Raw genomic sequence first — 17,704 nt, 5'->3', positions numbered from 1 at the left:
CTTGCGCGCCGTCGGCGAATTAAGTGATCAGCCCTACAGCCCGGCGGGCTTCGTCCTTATTGAGCAAAAAGTTCTCGCCATCATAGCTCCGCGCTGCATCGGTTGTCAGCCAGGCGATTGCCTCTCCAACCCAGTCAGGCGAGATGTGCGTCGACCAGTCAAGCTCGCTGACCGGGTTGATGCCTGAGGTCTTGATTGCCCGTTGCATATCGGTTGCCACGGTTCCCGGCGACAGGGCAATAACCCGGATATTGTCAGGCGCGCACTCCATGTGGGCGCAGCGTGTCAGCGCCAAAACTGCTGCCTTGGTTGCACAATAATGGCTCCAGCCTTCCAGCGCGCTAGCGGCCGCGCCAGAAGCGAGGTTGATGATGGTGCCGCCGCCGCGTCGTTTCATCGCCGGGATTGCTGCGCACATTCCGTGATAGACGCCCTTTAGATTGATATCGACCGCCTGATCCCAGGCTTCCGGATCCGAATGCTCGATGCGGGCAATGGGATCGATCACGCCGGCATTGTTGACGATGATGTCGAGGCTGCCAAAACCATTTTCCGCCACAGCGACCGCATTTTCGACGTCTCCATAGCAGGCCACATCGCACGTCACTGCAAGGGCCTTATCACCAATTTCCGAGGCGATCCGCGCTGTGTCTTGCGTCGAGCGCGCCACCAAAACAACATTGGCGCCATATCCTGCCATGACACGGGCCGCTGCTTCGCCAATGCCGCGGCTGGCGCCAGTAATCAATGCTGTCTTGCCGGTCAGATCGATGTTCATTCGTGTTTCCCTAGCATTGCCATCCTCTTGTGCAACTGATGGCGCGTGCGATCAAGGTGGTGAAACACCGTTGTTGTATAGGGCTGGTCAGGTTGGATTGTTTGGACGATCCTTACGCAGACTCATTAATCAAAAAACCTTGATATGTATCTGATCTGGTGCGAATGATTGCGTTAATTGGGTTCAAGCCAAACGCCAGCGAGATAGGAACCAATCATGAGCATTGTCATCCACCACAATCCCGGCTGCGGCACGTCGCGCAATGTGCTCGAGATCATTCGCGCCGTCGCCGGAGAGCCGATCATCATCGAGTACCAGAAGACCGGTTGGACACGTGCGCAATTGCAGGGGCTTTTTGCCGCTGCCGGACTGACCCCGCGCAGCGCCTTGCGGATATCGAAATCGCCGGCTGAAGAACTGGGACTTACCGATCCGGCCGTTTCTGACGACGCCATTCTTGATGCGATGATCGAACATCCGGTGCTGGTCAACCGGCCGATCGTCTGCACTGCCAAGGGTGTGGCCTTGTGCCGGCCGTCGGAAACGGTGTTCGCGCTGCTCGATGTTGCACCGGGCGCTACCTACACCAAGGAAGACGGGGAAGTGATCAAAGCACCATGAAAGATGGCATGCCCAATATCAATCCCGACCAGTTGAACCTGCCTGAAACTGAACGGCTGGCGTTACCTGATGAGCCCCGGCACCCGCCACGCGTGCTGATGCTCTACGGGTCGTTGCGCGCACGCTCCTATTCGCGGTTTCTCACCCACGAGGCGCGGCGGGTGCTGGAAGCGCTGGGTGCCGAGGTCCGGGTGTTTGATCCGAGCGGCCTGCCATTGGTATCGGAAGACAGTGAGAAGCATCCCAAGGTCGAGGAATTGCGGCAGTTGTCGTTGTGGTCGGAAGCCCAGGTCTGGTGTTCACCGGAGCGCCATGGCGCCATGACCGGGGTGATGAAGACCCAGATCGATTGGCTACCACTGGCGCCGATCGGCGGAATCCGTCCGACCCAGGGGCGAACACTGGCATTGATGCAGGTCTGCGGTGGATCACAGAGTTACAACAGTTTGAACCAGATGCGGGTGCTGGGCCGCTGGATGCGGATGATCACCATCCCCAATCAGTCCTCGGTGCCCAAGGCGTATGCCGAATTTGACGAGCAGGGACGGATGCTGCCGTCGGCCTATTACAATCGCGTTGTCGATGTAATGGAAGAACTGATGAAGTTCACGCTGCTGACCCGCGGCCGCTCGGCCTATCTGGTCGATCGCTATTCCGAACGGGTGGAAAGCGCCGAAGCCCTCTCCACCCGTGTCAACATTCGGTCAATCTAGATCAACCCACTGATTACACCGCGCCGGCATATTCGCCGCGCGCCGGGTAGTCGTTCTTGATGGCAAAATCGAGCGCACCGACCAGCTCGGAGAAATGCGGACGCACGAACGGCATGGTCTGAACCGAGCCATAATAGAGCGTCTGCTCCGGGGTCACCATGAACAGGCCCGGCTCAGAAAACAGCGCCGGTTCCTCGATGCCGATCGAGGTCTTGCCGCGCGAATTCGAGATGTAGAGCCCCCATTCGCGGGCCTTTTCCAGCGGAAGATCATAGCCGAAACGCAAGGTGTCGGCGCCGATCTTGTCGGCCATCTGCCGCGTGCGCTCTTCGCCATCAGAGCTGATCGCAATGGTGGCGACGCCACGTTCGGCAAAATCGGCGACGCGTTTTTGCATTTCGGTCAGATAGTTGGCGCAGATCGGGCAGTGCAGGCCGCGGTAAAAACAGATGACGGTTCCGCGCTCCGATGCATCGGTGGAAAGATCAAACGTGCCGTGGTCAAGGGTGGGCAGCGTCAGGTCAGGAGTTTTCTGGCGGGGCATGAGCATGGAGAAAAGCCTTTCAATGGGTGTTGTGTCAGGATAGTAGCGTAATTTCAGTTTGAAAAATCCGAATTAACTGACTGGAACACCGATTTGTCCGAGTTTGATCGTCTGACAACCCTGATGGAACGCTTCAGCCTGCAGGTGCGAGTGGCGCCCGTGGAAGCGGCGACGCTTGTGGTTACGGCAGATGAAGCCGGCATTGCCCGGCATGTCTGGTTTGATGCCGATGGGTTGGACGCGGCGTGGGCGGGGCAAACCGTGCTGTTTTCGGCCGCGGTTGATTGGGGCGGTGATGCCAATCCGCTGATTGCCGTCTTGCCCGAGGCAATAGATTTCGATCTGTCAGGTGATCCGCAGACGGCAAGCCTGGTGGCGCTGATACAATCGGAACTGGAAGCATCGCGCTGCGGTTCGGCTTCCGTGGTCAACCGGTTGGGCGAAGTGCTGATCGTGCGGCTGCTGCGGGCGCAGATCGAAACCGGATCGACAAAACCGGGGCTGCTGGCAGGATTGTCCGATCCGCGGCTGAGCCGCGCGCTGGTGACGATTCACGCACAGCCGGGCCGGCAATGGCGCAATGAAGACCTGGCGGCAATTGCCGGGCTGTCGCTCAGCCGCTTCGCCGAGATGTTCGTGGCAACCGTGGGGGAGACACCTTCGGCCTATTTGCGTCGGTGGCGACTTACATTGGCGCGGCAGGACCTGCAAAGGGGCGACCGCGTCGATGCCATCGCGCGGCGCTATGGCTACCGGTCGCCGGAGGGGTTTGGCCGGGCGTTCCGGCAGCATTTCGGCAAGAACCCGCTGGCCATGCGCGGCAGGGCCGCAAGAAGTTCAGCCGAGGGCGTCCGGACACGCTGACATCGGGTCAGGATAGCCGATTTGAGCCGCGTCTCCTTATTGGTCGTTGGCGGCATGTTTTTGCGCCAACAACACCGTTTGCAAGGCACAATCGGGATCTTCCTTGACGAAATCGATGATGCGAAGCTGCAATTTCTCGAGGATGTCCTGGTATTGCCGGGGCGAAAGACTGGAGTGGTAGACATCGTCGTCGCCGACATGACCAGCGACTTCGCCACTGTCGGGCCCAACCGTCAGCATCAGTGCGCCATCCGGCTTGAGGTGAGCAGCCATCCGGGCAAGGGTCGTGCGCTGTTCGTCCTGTGTCAGATGAAAGAAGCTGTTCCAGCCGATGATGCCGTCGAACCGGCGATCGAGTTCAATATCGCGCATATCGGCAACAAGCCATTCGCCATCGGGGTATCTGGCCCGCGCCAGCGCGATCATCGCTCTGGCCTGATCGATGCCGGTGACCTTGAAACCTTTTCCGGTGAAATGGGCGGCGATCGGGTCGCCGGCGCCGCAGCCTGCATCAAGAATGGTTGCCCCCGCGGGCAGCAATGCGGCAAAACGGTCGAGCCAGGGTTTTTCATGCAGCCGCTTTGATCGTTCCGCGTCGAAGCGGACAGCGTTTCGCTCATAAACGTCCCGGGTCCGGGTTGCCAGGAGCTTGAGATCGGGTGCTTCGTCAGTCATGCTTGGACTTTCGTTGCCGCTGCCACAGCCTATCCGCCCCCGCCTTGTCGTGATCCTGTCTAGGTTCGCGGGGTATGATCGTAGCGAAAATCTTCCATGTCGTCCTCGATCCGACGCAGATCCGATTGCAGATGTCGGATGTCACGTTCGAGGCCGCGAATGGTCCGGCGGCTGGATTTGATCTTGCGCTCGGTCGCACGCTTGTCGGCCTTGCCCTGATTGATCAGTTCCTCGTCTTCACGGATTTCCCGTTCAAGGGTGCTGATGCGTGATTCCACGCTGCGGATTTCGCCGTTCTTGCGGTTGTAAGTGCGGCCGAGTTCATAGCCGTCGCGAAATCCGGGATCGAGATTGGCGGGGCAGACATTGGCGTAGGATTTACCCTGGCTGCCGACACTCAGGCCGTTGAGCGGTGTGCAATAGCGCGGCAAGCCCAACTGATAGCCTTCGTACCAAACCGTCTGGTCGGCGGCGACGCCGGCTTTTTCACAAGCCTTGACGTGGCGGGCAAACCGGTCTTGCGGATTGTAGCCGGCGGCTCCGTCCTGCTCGCCGACAACGCGCCAGTCTGCGACCGCACATTCTTCCTTCGACATGGTTTGACACGACATCAGGAAAAGGCAGCCTATCAGCGCCAATATTGCTTGAATTCTCATCTTTGAAACGTCCCCCACCCGGTAATTTGGAAGTGATACCAACCCGGTCTGCGCAAGGCAACTGACAGGGGGGGCGTTCCGGCGCAGGCTTGGTTTTACCGGAGGCCGGATTCGGTTGCGGGCGAGGGGGCTATGGGTATCTCAAGACAATGCAGGTCCCCCAAACGCAACAAGCCCCGGTGCAATGGCAGCCGGGGCTTGTTATCTGGTCGAGGATGGCAGGCTTACTCGGCTGCCTGCTTTGCCATCGGGTTGTTCGGGTGGGTGGTCCAGTTGGCGTAATCCGGATCAATCGGACGACCGGTGCGGGGATCGGTGCCCTCGGTCATTTCCACCATGGTGATGCAATCATCCACCGGGCAGACATTGACGCAGAGATTGCAGCCGACGCACTCGTCGTCCATCACCTCGAAATGCCGCACGCCATCGACCATCGAGGTGATGGCCTGGTGCGAGGTGTCCTCGCAGGCGATGTGGCAACGGCCACACTTGATGCAGAGATCCTGATCAATCTTGGCCTTGGTGATGTAGTTGAGATTGAGGTGCTGCCAGTCGGTGACGTTGGGGACCGCGCGGCCCTGGAAATCGGCGAGAGTGGCGTAGCCCTTCTCGTCCATCCAGTCCGACAGGCCTTGCGTCATTTCCTGGACGATCTTGAAACCGTAGGTCATCGCCGCAGTGCAGACCTGCACAGTGCCGCAGCCAAGCGCTATATATTCTGCAGCGTCACGCCAGGTCTGGATGCCGCCGATCCCGGAGATCGGAAGCCCGCGGGTTTCACCATCGCGCGCAATTTCGGCGACCATGTTGAGCGCAATCGGCTTGACCGCCGGGCCGCAATAGCCGCCATGCGAGCCCTTGCCGTCAATCGTCGGCATCGGCGCGAAATTGTCGAGATCGATCGAGATGATCGACGAGATGGTGTTGATCAGCGACACCGCATCGGCGCCACCGGCCTTGGCGGCGCGGGCCGGGTAGCGGATGTCGGTGATGTTGGGGGTCAGCTTGACGATCACCGGCAGGCGGCAATATTGCTTGCACCATTCCGCCACCATCTGGATGTACTCGGGCACCTGGCCGACAGATGCGCCCATCCCGCGCTCGCTCATGCCGTGTGGGCAGCCAAAATTGAGCTCGATGCCATCGGCGCCGGTGTCTTCGACGCGCGGCAGGATCGCTTTCCAGCTTTGCTCGTCGCAGGGCACCATGATCGAGACGATCATCGCCCGGTCGGGCCAGCGTTTCTTGACCTCGGCGATCTCGCGCAGATTGATCTCGAGGTCGCGGTCGGTAATCAGCTCGATGTTGTTGAGCCCGAGAAGTCGCCGGTCCGGTCCCCAGATGGCGCCGTAGCGCGGGCCATTGACATTGACGACCGGCGGGCCGGCTTCGCCAAGGGTTTTCCAGACAACGCCGCCCCAGCCGGCTTCGAAGGCACGCTCGACATTGTAGGCCTTGTCGGTCGGCGGCGCGGAGGCCAGCCAGAACGGGTTGGGGGATTTGATGCCGAGGAAATTGGTCGAAAGGTCTGCCATGATGTTTCCTCCTCTAGCCGATCAGGGCCTGGTGAATGCTTTCAGCGGCGATCTTGCCGTCTTCGACGGAGACCACGGTGAGGTCTTCGCCACCGGCAATGCAGTCGCCGCCGGCCCAGATCTTGGGGTGTGATGTACGGCGGGCCTCGTCAGTGCGGATGCGGCCCTTCTCAAGCGCGATGTCTGCGCCTGCCAACGGACCGGCATCCGGTGTCTGGCCGATTGCCTTGAACACCTGGTCGACTTCGAGCGTCACAGTCTCACCGGTGCCCGTAAGCTTGCCGCTGGCATCGAGTTCAGTCCGCTCGAGGGTGATGCCGGTGACCGCGCCATTGCTGACATGCAGGCTGTTGGGCATCATCCAGTGGCGAATGACGACGCCATGGGTCTGGGCCAGTTCCTGCTCGTAGAGCGAGGCGTTCATGTGTTCCTGACCGCGGCGATAGGCGATGGTGACTTCCTCGGCGCCGAGCAGCTTGGACTGCATGGCCGCGTCGATGGCGGTCATGCCGCCGCCGATGACGACGATGCGGCGTCCCACTTCCAGGGCCGAAAGATCTTCTGCCTGGCGCAGCACGCCAATGAAGTCGACGGCGTCGATCACGCCGTTTGCGTCCTCGCCTTCCATTCCGAGCGCGTTGACGCCCGGCAGGCCTAGCCCGAGGAAGACCGCGTCGTAATCGCTGGCCAATTGATCAAGGGTGACGTCACGGCCAAGCGCCTTGCCGTTCTCAATGCTGATGCCGCCGATTTCGGTGACGAATTCAACCTCGTCCTGGGCAAAATCATTGGTCGTCTTATAGGCGGCGATACCATATTCGTTGAGGCCGCCGGCTTTCTCGCGGGCTTCGAAAATGGTGACGTCGTGGCCGTGGGTGGCCAGCCGGTGAGCGCAGGAAAGGCCGGCCGGGCCAGCGCCGATAACGGCGATCTTCTTGCCCGTTGGCGCGGCGCGCTGGAACGGATGAGGCTGCTCGCGTTCCATGAACGTGTCGGTGGCGTGACGCTGCAGCAGCCCGATCTTGACCGGCTTGCCTTCCGCAGCTTCGCGCACGCAGGCTTCTTCGCACAGCGTTTCGGTGGGGCAGACGCGGGCGCACATGCCGCCGAGAATGTTCTCGTCGAAGATGGTTTTGGCCGATCCTACCGGATTGCCGGCCTGGATCTTGCGGATGAACATCGGAATGTCGATCGATGTCGGACACGCGGTCATGCACGGCGCATCGTAGCAGAAATAGCATCGATCAGCTTCCACCAGCGCCTCATGCGGCGTCAGCGGCGGATGGATGTCGGAAAAATTGTCGACATAATCGGCGCTCGACAAACGCCTCGCCTTTACGTCGCTCGTCTCGGACACAGTCATAGGACCCCCTCTTTGCGAGAACCTCTTTGCGGTCTTGATCGGAGCTACTCCTCAGCGTCTCCGGTGCCGCGATTGGGAAAGAATGAATTGGTTTTATCAAAAGGTCAAATTTTTTATCAGATGATCAAAAAATTACGATGCGGCGATGGATTGCACTTCATGCCCCGTCCGGCAATTATGCTGTAAATGGAGATATGTAGCTGTGACTGACTACCCGATTGCGGACTATGACGATGCCTATGCCAACGGTGCCCATATCGAGGATGCCGGGACGTATCCGCCGAAATGGAGCGAACTGGCGCAAGCTTTTCGGGACAGGGTTGCGGAATCGGGGAGGGTTCGGCTCGATCTTGCTTACGGCCCGGGCGATCGCAACCGGTTAGATCTGTTCCTGCCCGAGGGTGCGCCTACTGGTCTGGCTGTATTCGTGCATGGTGGTTACTGGAAAGCCTTTGATAGATCGGTGTGGTCGCATCTGGCGGCGGGGCCACTGGCGCATGGCCATGCCGTGGCGATGCCGAGCTACACCCTGTGTCCCGATATCGGGATCGGCGGCATTGGCGAGGAAATTGCGTCTGCGATCAGTTTTGCGGCCGTGCAGGTCGACGGCCCGATCCGGCTGACCGGTCATTCGGCCGGCGGGCAACTGGTCGCAAGGATGATCAGCGGCACGCCGCTGTTGCCCCAGGCTGTGCTTGCGCGGGTGGCGGGGGTGACTCCGATCTCCGGCGTTCACGATCTACGCCCGCTGGTCCGCACGGAAATGAACGAGATCCTGAAAATCGACGCCGGGACGGCGCAATCGGAAAGCCCGGTGTTGCTGGAACCGCTCGGCGTCATTCCGGTCACCGCATGGGTCGGCGCGGCGGAGCGACCGGAATTCGTCCGGCAGAACCGGGCGTTGTATGAGATGTGGCGCGGGTTTACGACGCCGGTGAGCCTCATCGAGGAGGCCGGCAAGCACCATTTCAATGTGATCGACGGGCTGGCGGATCCGCAGCACCCGCTGTGCAGGTCATTTCTCGGACTTGCCGGCTGAACATCGGCTCATCCCCCTCAGCGCGGTACTTAAGCGTTTGTTCACGGCAAGCGTCTAGCCTGATTGGCAGTTGTGCACTGCGGCCATCCGACCATCAAATGTCCGGAGCCGTCTTCCTTGCCGATAACTGTATCCGGAACCAGACATGACGCATTTCAAGGCCATGATCGGCTTTAACACCTTGCTGACAACGGTTGTCATTGCTTCCGCGGCACCCGCCGCTGAGCAGCTTCCGGACCCGACTTTTGGGCAGCCGGCGCTGGTGGGTGAATGGTGGGCTACGCCCAATATCAAACTCGATTATCAGGCTGGTGCTCTGTGTGGCTCGATCGAAGGCGGTACGGCGCAACCGTGGGACGCCATTCTCGGAATCAATAACATCAAGCTTGAAAAGGGCGAGCACTACCGGCTGTCGCTGGTGGTTTCAGGCGATCCCGAGGGGCCGATGCGAGCGATTGCCCAGAAAGCCGCCGAACCGTGGACGGCTGAAGGCGAGATCACCCGTCGTCTGTCAGCGGAGAAAGTCAGCGCCAGCACGGATTTTCAGGTCGGTGAGAGCCACAAGGCGGGGCAATTGCTGTTCCAGCTTGGCGGCGCTGACCGGCCCTGGCGTTTCTGCCTGCATGCGGCGTCGCTGCTTAGCGGCACCAGGACGGCCGCGGCGGCTGCGAGCGGCACGAACGCCACAATCATGGTCAACCAGACCGCTTATCTGCCCGGCGGGCCAAAGCGCGCCAATCTGGTGCGCAAAGGCAATGCGCGTGTCGATTGGACGCTGGTTTCGGCCTCCGGCGCCAAGGTTGCGACCGGTCGCACCCGCGCCAACGGCAGGGACAGCTCTTCCGGGCTTGATGTGCATACCATCGATTTCAGTGATTTCGACGAGCCCGGCGACGGCTACCGGCTGAAGGTCGACGGAGAAACCAGCCCGCCGTTTTCGATTTCGCGCGAGGCCTATGCCAGTCTGCGGGCGGATGCGCTGTCCTATTTCTACAAGGTGCGCAGCGGCATCGAGATCGAGGCCAAGTTTGCAGGACGGGACTATGCCCGTCCGGCCGGACATCTGGGCAAGGCGCCCAATCGCGGGGACACCTCGGTCGGCTGTGTCGACAGCTCCACCGCGCTCAAGGTCTATGGCGAGGCCTGGGGCTGTGGCTACAAGCTCAATGTTGCGGGCGGCTGGTATGATGCCGGCGATTTCGGCAAGTATGTCGTCAATGGCGGGATTGCCACGGCGCAATTGCTGGCGACCTACGAGCGGGCGCTGAACTATGGACCGAAGGACTCGCGCGCGCTGGCCGATGGGCTGGTGTCGATTCCCGAGACTGGCAATGGCGTCTCCGACATTCTCGACGAGGCACGCTGGGAGCTCGACTTCCTGATCTCGATGACGGTTCCCGAAGGCCAGCCCCATGCCGGGATGGCGCACCACAAGGTGCATGGCAATCGCTGGACGGTGGGGCCGATCCTGCCGCATCGCGACCGCGAGGTGCGGGTGCTGCATCGGCCGTCGACGGCGGCGACGCTCAATCTGGCGGCTGCGGCAGCGCAGGGTGCACGTCTGTTCGTCCGCGCCGACAAGGAATATGCGAACCGGCTTCTGGCCGCCGCGATCCGCGCCTATCAGGCGGCGGAGGTCAATCCCAAACTTTATGCACCATCCACCGACGGCAGTTTCGGCGGCGGTGATTACGAAGATGATGATGTCTCCGACGAGTTCTACTGGGCTGCGGTCGAGTTGTATCTGAGCACCGGTGACGAAGTCTGGCTGGAGCGGGCAAAGGCGTCGCCGCACTGGTCTGGCCCGGTGTTTGATCCTGGCGGCTTCAGCTGGCGGTCGGTGGCGGGGCTTGCCCGCATCGAACTGGCGTCGGTGCCGTCAAACCTGCCCGCGCCGGATCTCAAGGCGGTCCGTGCCTCGGTCATAGACGCGGCTGAGGCCTATCTGCAGGTGCAGAAGAAGGAAGCCTTCGGGCTGATGTATGGTCCCGAATCAGGCTTCGGCTGGGGATCAAACCAGTCACTGATCCAGAACATGATCGTCGTCGCCACGGCTTATGACATCACTGGGGATCGCCGCTACCTGCACGCGGTGCAGGAGAGCATGGATTATGTGTTGGGCCGCAATGCGCTCGGCATTTCCTATGTTACCGGCTACGGTACCACCTATGCCCAGCGACAGCATTCCAACATGTTCGCCCACGCCATTGATCCGTCCTATCCCAAACTGCCCAAGGGTGCGCTGGCGGGCGGCCCGAACAGCAAACCGGCCGATGACTACGCCCAGAAAGTTCTCAAGGGCTGTGCCCCGCAAGCCTGCTATGTCGATGATCCGCGGTCGTTTTCGACCAACGAGATCGCCATCAACTGGAATGCGCCGTTAACCTGGATCGCCTCTTTTCTGGCTGACGCCAAGTAAGCCTTCGAGCGGCACATCGGCGGCTTTTACGGCGAGCGCAACTGCATCTTAACGTCAGTTGGCTAGGCTGGAAGCCTTCACTCTGCGGGATCATTTTCCATGACCAGTATCGCCTTCGTCGGCACAGGCTTTGTCGCTGATTACTACATGACGACGCTTGCCAATCATCCCGACTTGAAGATCGCCGGCGTCTGGGATCTCGATCCCGAGCGGCTGAGACAATTTTCCGAGTTTCATGGGGTACGCAGCTACGGTTCGCTGACGAATTGCCTGGGCGATCCCGCAGTTTCCATCATCGTCAACCTGACGCCACCAGAAAGCCATTTCGAGCTCAATTGCGCGGCCCTTGAGGCCGGCAAACATGTCTATTGCGAAAAGCCGCTGGGGATGAGTTTTGATGAGGCGCGCAAGGTGATCGAGCTTGCGGCCGGCAAGGGCCTGACGGTCTGCGGTGCGCCGGCCAATGGCCTGTCGGATGCCCATAAACTTGCAGCAGAGCTGATCTCTTCGGGCCGGATCGGCGCGCCGCGTCTGGCCTATGCGGAAATGGAAGACGGGCCGGTGTTCAAGGATAACTGGCGCCAATGGCGCTCGCGGTCGGGGGCAAAATGGCCCGGCCTGCACGAATTCGAGGTCGGCTGTACGCTCGAACATGCCGGCTATGGCCTGTCCTGGCTGGTGGCGCTGTTTGGTGCAGTAGAAAGTGGCCAGGCGTTTTCAGCGCTGACCTTTCCAGACAAGGGGCCGGGGACCGAGGGGCTTGCCATGGCGGCTGATTTTTCGGTCGGCTGCCTGCGGTTCCGGTCCGGCGTGACCGCACGGCTGACTTGCGGCCTTGCTGCGCCACGCGATCGGTCGCTCACGGTGGTTGGCGAGGAGGGCACGCTGGTGGTGCGCGATTTGTGGGACGATCGTTCGCCGGTGCATCTAAGCCGGTTTGATGAAAAGCGTCCGGTCCTGCAACGGCTTGTGGGTCGGTTCGAACGCCAGCGTGGCCGGGTGCTGCCGCTGCGGCTGACCCACGGCAAGCCGGTCGCCTATCCGTTTCCGCCACGTTCCGGTCAGCTTGCGTCGTTTCCTTCGCAGATCGATTTTGGACGCGGCATCGCGGTGATGGCACAAGCTCTTGCAGCGGGCGAAACGCCGTTCTTTTCAGGCCAGCGCGCGTTGCATCTGAGCGAACTGGCGTTGGCGCTCAATGGTGGTGTCGGGGCGTTTACGCCACAATCGGATTTCTGAAACGTACGATGGCCCGTCATTGGGACCATTCAGGCGACCAAGGGCGGTGTTGCCAGTACCTCTTCGATGATGCGCAGGGTGGCGATGGAATCGCCGAGAAGGTTGTCGGGGTGCTCATTCCAGTTCTGCCGGATGGCGTCGGAAGCCGCCTCGATCTCGAACTGCAGGCCTGAACCCGGAAAGGTGAAATCCCGCCGCTGCGTGCCCGGCAACGGGATATGTCGGAACAGCTTGCGGCGGATGCGGGCTGCGAGCGCTTCGCCACCGGGTTCGGCAAAATCTGCCCTGCGGCGTGAGGCAAACACCGTGTAGGCCTCGGCCTTGATGAATGGCACGCCAAGCGACATAACTCCCCGATCGCCCTCGATGATCATCCGGTTTTCGCCAGTCCGGTCAAAACCGCAGCGGATAAGTGCTTCGGTCTCGCCAAAATGCATCGAAATTTCGGCGGCGATGTCGACGCCGCTCGGGGCCGGCCGCCACGTTCCTGTAATCAGTGTCGGCTCGCCGAGCAGAAAACGAGCCAGTGAAATCGGGTAGACGCCGAGGTCATAGAGCGCACCGCCGCCATTGGTCTTGTCGAAAAAGCGGCTGTGCGGATCGTAGTCTATTTTCCAGGCAAGCTCCGCCTCGAGCCGGGTGACCGTTCCGATGGCGCCATCGCGGATCGCGGCGCGGGCGGTCTGTACCGCGGGCAAGTATCTGCTCCACATCGCTTCCATGACAAAACTGCCGGCAGCGCGGGCAGCGGTTTCGATCTGGCGGGCTTGGGCAAGTGAAGCGGTCAATGGCTTTTCGACCAGTACCGGCATACGCGCGGCGATGCATGCGAGCGTCTGGGCGCAATGCACGTTGTTGGGCGTGGCGATGTAAACCGCATCGACCAGGCCCGAGCTGATCATTGCTGGCAGTGAGCCGAATTCGGCAGCCATCCCATGCTGCCGGGCGAAGGCTAGGGCCTTGGCCGGATCGCGCGCGGTCACAGCAGCTAGCGTGGCGCCCGCAGCGTATTGGATATCGCGGGCAAATTGGGTGGCAATGGCGCCGGCCCCGGCGATGCCCCAGCGGATGGTCTTGGAATCTGTCATGGGGCGATCATACAGCGACGCCGGTGAAGGCCCGGTAAAGGTCGCCGGGCGATGCGCTGGCGATTCTCACCAGGGCAGGGCGGTGCCGTGATAGTCGAAAAAGCCGCCCGATTGTTCTGCCGTGAGCTGGTCGAGTACGGCGAGCAGCAGATCTGCTGCCTGTGCCGGCGGTCGTACCGTCAGTCCGGACTTGGCATAGCCGCTCGACAATCCGGTATCGACGGTGCCCGGATGCAGCGCCACGCAGATCGCCTCGGGGGATTTGCGTCTCAGTTCGATTGCCGCGCAATGGACGAACTGATTGAGCGCCGCCTTGGATGCGCGATAGCTGTACCAACCGCCCAGCGTATTGTCACCGATTGAACCGACCTTGGCCGACAGTGTGGCGAAGACTGATTTGCCTGTCTTGGGCAGCAATGGCAGGAAATGCTTCATCAACAGCGCCGGACCGGCGGCGTTGACCGCGAAGGCGTGAGCCATGTGTGCCGGGTCGAGGGCCGACCACGATTTTTCCGGCTTGAAGCTGGAGCCGTGCAGGAACCCGGTGGCGTCAAACACCCACTGCAAGTCCAGACCGGTCGCCGCAGCGTGCGCGGCCGCACGGATAATGGTGGTTTCGTCGAGCAGATCGATATCGGGTTCGGAAGCCCGGGAATAGTCGATCACCCTTGCAAAGGTACCTGAGGCCCGCACTGCTTCGCTGACGGCCTGACCGATGCCGCCGCTTGCGCCGATGATGACGGCGAGGCCGCCGCTGTTGATACTTTGCATGGATATTTGATCCCTGTCTGGTGGGGCGGAGACACGGCCGGTGCAGTCAAGGGGCAGGCGCGGTGGTATCGGTCTCGGTGGTTGCGAAGCTTCAGCAGGCGTAACGGGTCATTACCATCATGTAGTCGGCCATGAACAGGCTGGGGTCGGTATCGACCATCACCAGGTGATCGGGACGGCCCTCAAACGCGGAGGTGCGGCTGCGGGTGCCGCCCGGCTGGAAAATCGTCTGGCCAATGGCAGGTCCGTCGGTCAACACGCCGAGCGCGCCTTTCTGCAGCCGGAAAGCGCCCGGCACGGTGAGCCAGGAGATCGCCATCACGTCATGCGGAACGCAGCCGCCAAGGCCCAGATGCGAACGATAGAAACGGGCGTAGAATTCGGCCATGTCAGCCAGCGGCCGGCCCATCGCCGGGGATTCCTTGGCCAGCGCCTGCATGAAATCGGGGGTAAACAGAACCGGCATGGTGCAATCAAGCGGCGCCAGCACCAAAGGCCATGCGGCGGCGAGAACCATGTCTGCGGCATGCGGATCGTTCCAGAAGTTTGCTTCCGCCATCGGCGTGACATTGCCCTTGCAATGAACTGCGCCGCCCATGATGACAACGCCCTTGAGGCGCGAGACGATCTCGGGGTCGCGTTCGAGCAGTCGGGCGATGTTGGTCGCCGGGCCAACGGCGCACAGCACGATCTCGCCGGGGTGACGCTTGCTGGCGTCGATGATGTAATCAACTGCCCCGAGGGAGTGTTTTTCACGTTTGGAAAGAGGAATCTCGACGCCGCCAAAGCCGTTGAGACCGTGCACCAGATAGCTCGGTTCGTTGGCAGGCATGGCAATCGGTTGAGCCTCGCCCTCGGCCACGTCGGCGTCGCTGCCCCAGTGGTCGAGCAGAGCCAGCGCGTTGCGGGTTGCCTCATGGGTGCGCACATTGCCGAAAATTGTCGTCAGGGCCAGCAATTCGATGTCGGGATGGGCGATTGCGTAGGCGATGGCCATGGCGTCATCGATGCCCGGATCGGTGTCGATTATGATTTTCTGCGCCATCCGGTCCCCCTGTAAGAGCGCGGCGCCGGACATAACTGTTTGCCGGGGCGAAGCCGCTTGACGTGATGGGACCAATGCCACGGTGCGACAATTGCCGCAAGCAGTCGGTTCCAACCCATGTTGCGGTCAAATTGATCCATTTGCAGCATGATCTACAGGTACTCATTGCCAGCCTTTCGACTCCAGATGGATGTGCGGCGCTGTTACACGCAAGGCCGGAGCAAGTTTATGGGAGCAATGTCTTCACGACCGGCGGCATGGCGGGGATTTCCCCGTTGTCGCTTGACGGGCGTCATCTGCCAGGTGGCGCCCGTCTGCCTCATTTCCAAAATCGAAAAACCGCTGCACACCTCTGCGCGACAAGCATTAGGTGTCAGGCGTTTGCAGCCATCTTGCTGATGGATGGTTCGCCGTTGGCGACGGATTCCGCGCAATAGATGCTGGTCAAGGTCTGCAGCATTTTGTGAACCGAGTCCGATTTGATCGAGTAGAAAATGGTCTGTGATTCGCGACGGGTCTGGACCAGATGCTGGTTCCGCAATTTGGCCAGATGCTGTGAAAGTGCCGACTGGCTCAATCCCACCTTCTCTGCCAGGCTGCCGACCTGTAATTCGCCGCGCGTCAGATTGCACAGGATCATCATGCGCTTTTGATTACCCATTACGGCCAACAGCTCGGCGGCTTCCTTGGAATGATGTTCCAAACAATGTGTTTTGATCATGCCGGATACCTCGTAGTGTGCATTCTCTGGGGCCGCTGCTATCCTTGATAAGATAACGTCTAGGTCACGTTAGTGTTAATTTTGACCCTCTAATTATTGCGGTTGGAGTGCATCAATTCCGCGAGTTTGTGGCGCAATTCTCCCGCGGTTTGGATCGGCGCATCGAACTCGATGCGCAGCAGCGCGTCGCCATGGACCAGGTCCAGTCCGGCGCAGTCGATGCCGCGGATGGCCCAGCCGGATTTGCTGGATTTGCCAAGGGTGCGGGCATAGAAGTCGGCCGCCTCGGCATGGTCGGTGTTCATATGTGCAATGGCGCTCTGCTCGATCTCTGCCAGTTCGGAGATTGCCGGCGAGGCGATCAGAAGATCGGCGGCTTCGAGTGCGTAGGCCTTGCCGAACCCGCCGTTGAGGCTGGCGGAAACCGGAACCATCCGGAAAAACGCGAAGTCGCCAAAATCGACATAGAGCGTTGCCTTGGGATGACGGGCAATGAAGCGCGACCGCAGCCGTTGATGGGAGGGGTCGTCGCGAGATACCTGCTCAGCGTTGGTCCGCACAGTTATGCGCGGGTGCGCCAGGGGATCGCCCTTGCCGGGCTCGCCAAACAACAGTGACGCACGCGGATCGGCCCGCAGGGCTGCGGTATGGGTCGACAATGCCGATATCAGGATGACAGGTGTGCCATCGGTATCGATGCCGGTAAGTACCCGGCTGACAAAGGGAAAGCCGGTGTCGGGTTCGCACACTGCGATGGCGGCAAAACGCGCGCCCCGTACCAGACGGCGGGCAAGCCCACGCGCCTGGTCGTCGGTGTCGCGAATGATGTTGACGGGTTCCTTCATTGCCTGCCGGATTACTTTGGAGCCATCCGGATTGCGCCATCAAGCCGGATCGTCTCGCCATTGAGCATGACGTTGTCGATGATGTGCATGGCCAACCGAGCATATTCTTCCGCCTTGCCCAGACGCGAAGGAAATGGCACCGAGGCGCCAAGGCTGTCCTGGACTTCCTGCGGCATGCCAAGCAGCATCGGGGTTGCGAAAATGCCCGGTGCGATGGTCATCACGCGGATGCCGAAGCGCGCCAGTTCACGGGCGATCGGCAGCGCCATCGCATGGACGCCGCCCTTCGAGGCCGAATAAGCGGCCTGGCCGATCTGGCCCTCGAAGGCAGCAACGGAGGCGGTCGAGATCACGATCCCGCGTTCGCCGTCAGCAAGCGGCTCGAGCTTGGCGGCGCGATCGGAAAACAACCGCAGCATGTTGAAGCTGCCGATAAGATTGACCTCGATGACCTTGCGAAAGACCTCGAGATCATGCGGGCCTTCGCGGCCGACAACGCGGACCGCGGGTGCAATGCCGGCGCAGTTGATCAGGATCCGGGCTTCGCCATTGGCTTCGGCGGCTTCGGCCAGCGCGGCCTCGGCTGCTGCAGCATTGGAGACGTCGCAGGCGAAAGCCTTGCCGCCGATTTCCCGGGCAACAATTTCGGCCTGGGCCAGATTGATATCGAAGAGCGAGACCTTGGCCCCGGCTTCGGCCAAAGCGCGCGCGGTCGCCGCGCCCAAACCCGAACCTCCACCCGTTACGATGGCGGTTTTGCCCTTAACATCCATAGTTCATGCTCCTTG

General features: G+C 60.9%; 18 protein-coding genes. 6 read left to right on the top strand and 12 right to left on the bottom strand.

Features of this window, described 5'->3' with window-relative positions; translation table 11 throughout:
• Positions 1-19: 19 nt before the first annotated feature.
• Positions 20-778, bottom strand: a complete 759-nt coding sequence (locus ACK6D9_RS19915; protein WP_412049833.1) for an SDR family oxidoreductase — start codon at positions 776-778, stop codon at positions 20-22.
• Positions 779-994: 216 nt separating this feature from the next.
• Here ACK6D9_RS19915 and arsC point away from each other — a divergent pair, with 216 nt between their 5' ends.
• Positions 995-1,399, top strand: a complete 405-nt coding sequence (gene arsC, locus ACK6D9_RS19910) for an arsenate reductase (glutaredoxin) (RefSeq protein WP_322988573.1) — start codon at positions 995-997, stop codon at positions 1,397-1,399.
• Positions 1,396-2,112: an arsenical resistance protein ArsH gene (gene arsH / locus ACK6D9_RS19905; RefSeq protein ID WP_412049832.1), complete on the top strand. Its 717-nt coding sequence runs from the start codon at positions 1,396-1,398 to the stop codon at positions 2,110-2,112. The genes arsC and arsH overlap by 4 nt, the downstream gene beginning before the upstream one ends.
• A gap of 13 nt (positions 2,113-2,125) precedes the next feature.
• Here arsH and ACK6D9_RS19900 read toward each other — a convergent pair whose 3' ends face one another.
• Positions 2,126-2,662: a peroxiredoxin-like family protein gene (locus ACK6D9_RS19900; RefSeq protein WP_412049831.1), complete on the bottom strand. Its 537-nt coding sequence runs from the start codon at positions 2,660-2,662 to the stop codon at positions 2,126-2,128.
• Positions 2,663-2,749: 87 nt separating this feature from the next.
• Here ACK6D9_RS19900 and ACK6D9_RS19895 point away from each other — a divergent pair, with 87 nt between their 5' ends.
• Positions 2,750-3,520, top strand: a complete 771-nt coding sequence (locus tag ACK6D9_RS19895; RefSeq protein ID WP_412049830.1) for an AraC family transcriptional regulator — start codon at positions 2,750-2,752, stop codon at positions 3,518-3,520.
• 36 nt (positions 3,521-3,556) lie between these two features.
• Here ACK6D9_RS19895 and ACK6D9_RS19890 read toward each other — a convergent pair whose 3' ends face one another.
• The 4 genes from ACK6D9_RS19890 to ACK6D9_RS19875 form a co-directional block, all read right to left on the bottom strand.
• Entirely contained in the window at positions 3,557-4,195 is a 639-nt protein-coding gene (locus ACK6D9_RS19890; RefSeq protein WP_412049829.1) for a class I SAM-dependent methyltransferase, read from the bottom strand.
• 59 nt (positions 4,196-4,254) lie between these two features.
• Complete coding sequence (locus tag ACK6D9_RS19885) at positions 4,255-4,851, bottom strand: DUF2799 domain-containing protein (RefSeq protein WP_412049828.1); 597 nt, start codon at positions 4,849-4,851, stop codon at positions 4,255-4,257.
• A 224-nt stretch (positions 4,852-5,075) separates the two neighbouring features.
• Positions 5,076-6,386, bottom strand: a complete 1,311-nt coding sequence (gene preA / locus ACK6D9_RS19880) for an NAD-dependent dihydropyrimidine dehydrogenase subunit PreA (RefSeq protein ID WP_412049827.1) — start codon at positions 6,384-6,386, stop codon at positions 5,076-5,078.
• A 13-nt stretch (positions 6,387-6,399) separates the two neighbouring features.
• Positions 6,400-7,749 carry an NAD(P)-dependent oxidoreductase gene (locus ACK6D9_RS19875; RefSeq protein WP_412049826.1) on the bottom strand — a complete coding sequence of 450 codons (1,350 nt, stop codon included), beginning with the start codon at positions 7,747-7,749 and terminating at the stop codon, positions 6,400-6,402.
• A 202-nt stretch (positions 7,750-7,951) separates the two neighbouring features.
• Between ACK6D9_RS19875 and ACK6D9_RS19870 the strand changes: the two genes are divergently transcribed.
• The 3 genes from ACK6D9_RS19870 to ACK6D9_RS19860 all read left to right on the top strand — a co-directional run bounded on the left by ACK6D9_RS19870 (position 7,952) and on the right by ACK6D9_RS19860 (position 12,446).
• Positions 7,952-8,788 (top strand): alpha/beta hydrolase, encoded by an 837-nt coding sequence (locus ACK6D9_RS19870; RefSeq protein ID WP_412049825.1) that lies wholly within the window; start codon positions 7,952-7,954, stop codon positions 8,786-8,788.
• Positions 8,789-8,933: 145 nt separating this feature from the next.
• Positions 8,934-11,207: a glycoside hydrolase family 9 protein gene (locus ACK6D9_RS19865; RefSeq protein WP_412049824.1), complete on the top strand. Its 2,274-nt coding sequence runs from the start codon at positions 8,934-8,936 to the stop codon at positions 11,205-11,207.
• A gap of 99 nt (positions 11,208-11,306) precedes the next feature.
• Positions 11,307-12,446 carry a Gfo/Idh/MocA family protein gene (locus tag ACK6D9_RS19860; RefSeq protein ID WP_412049823.1) on the top strand — a complete coding sequence of 380 codons (1,140 nt, stop codon included), beginning with the start codon at positions 11,307-11,309 and terminating at the stop codon, positions 12,444-12,446.
• A 29-nt stretch (positions 12,447-12,475) separates the two neighbouring features.
• Here ACK6D9_RS19860 and ACK6D9_RS19855 read toward each other — a convergent pair whose 3' ends face one another.
• From ACK6D9_RS19855 to ACK6D9_RS19830, 6 genes are all read right to left on the bottom strand, one after another.
• A complete protein-coding gene (locus ACK6D9_RS19855) occupies positions 12,476-13,534 on the bottom strand; it encodes a Gfo/Idh/MocA family protein (RefSeq protein ID WP_412049822.1) in 1,059 nt (352 codons plus the stop codon).
• A 66-nt stretch (positions 13,535-13,600) separates the two neighbouring features.
• Complete coding sequence (locus ACK6D9_RS19850) at positions 13,601-14,305, bottom strand: SDR family NAD(P)-dependent oxidoreductase (protein WP_412049821.1); 705 nt, start codon at positions 14,303-14,305, stop codon at positions 13,601-13,603.
• A gap of 91 nt (positions 14,306-14,396) precedes the next feature.
• A complete protein-coding gene (locus tag ACK6D9_RS19845; protein WP_412049820.1) occupies positions 14,397-15,350 on the bottom strand; it encodes a nucleoside hydrolase in 954 nt (317 codons plus the stop codon).
• A gap of 373 nt (positions 15,351-15,723) precedes the next feature.
• Positions 15,724-16,068: an ArsR/SmtB family transcription factor gene (locus ACK6D9_RS19840; protein WP_412051853.1), complete on the bottom strand. Its 345-nt coding sequence runs from the start codon at positions 16,066-16,068 to the stop codon at positions 15,724-15,726.
• A gap of 92 nt (positions 16,069-16,160) precedes the next feature.
• Entirely contained in the window at positions 16,161-16,916 is a 756-nt protein-coding gene (locus ACK6D9_RS19835) for a HugZ family protein (RefSeq protein ID WP_412049819.1), read from the bottom strand.
• 11 nt (positions 16,917-16,927) lie between these two features.
• A complete protein-coding gene (locus tag ACK6D9_RS19830) occupies positions 16,928-17,689 on the bottom strand; it encodes an SDR family NAD(P)-dependent oxidoreductase (protein WP_322987969.1) in 762 nt (253 codons plus the stop codon).
• Positions 17,690-17,704: the final 15 nt, after the last annotated feature.

The sequence above is a fragment of the Hoeflea sp. Naph1 genome (assembly GCF_046837775.1).
Taxonomy (GTDB): Bacteria; Pseudomonadota; Alphaproteobacteria; order Rhizobiales; family Rhizobiaceae; genus Hoeflea.
Note: the sequence above shows the minus strand (reverse complement) of the source record. Positions and strands in the feature narration are given on the sequence as shown.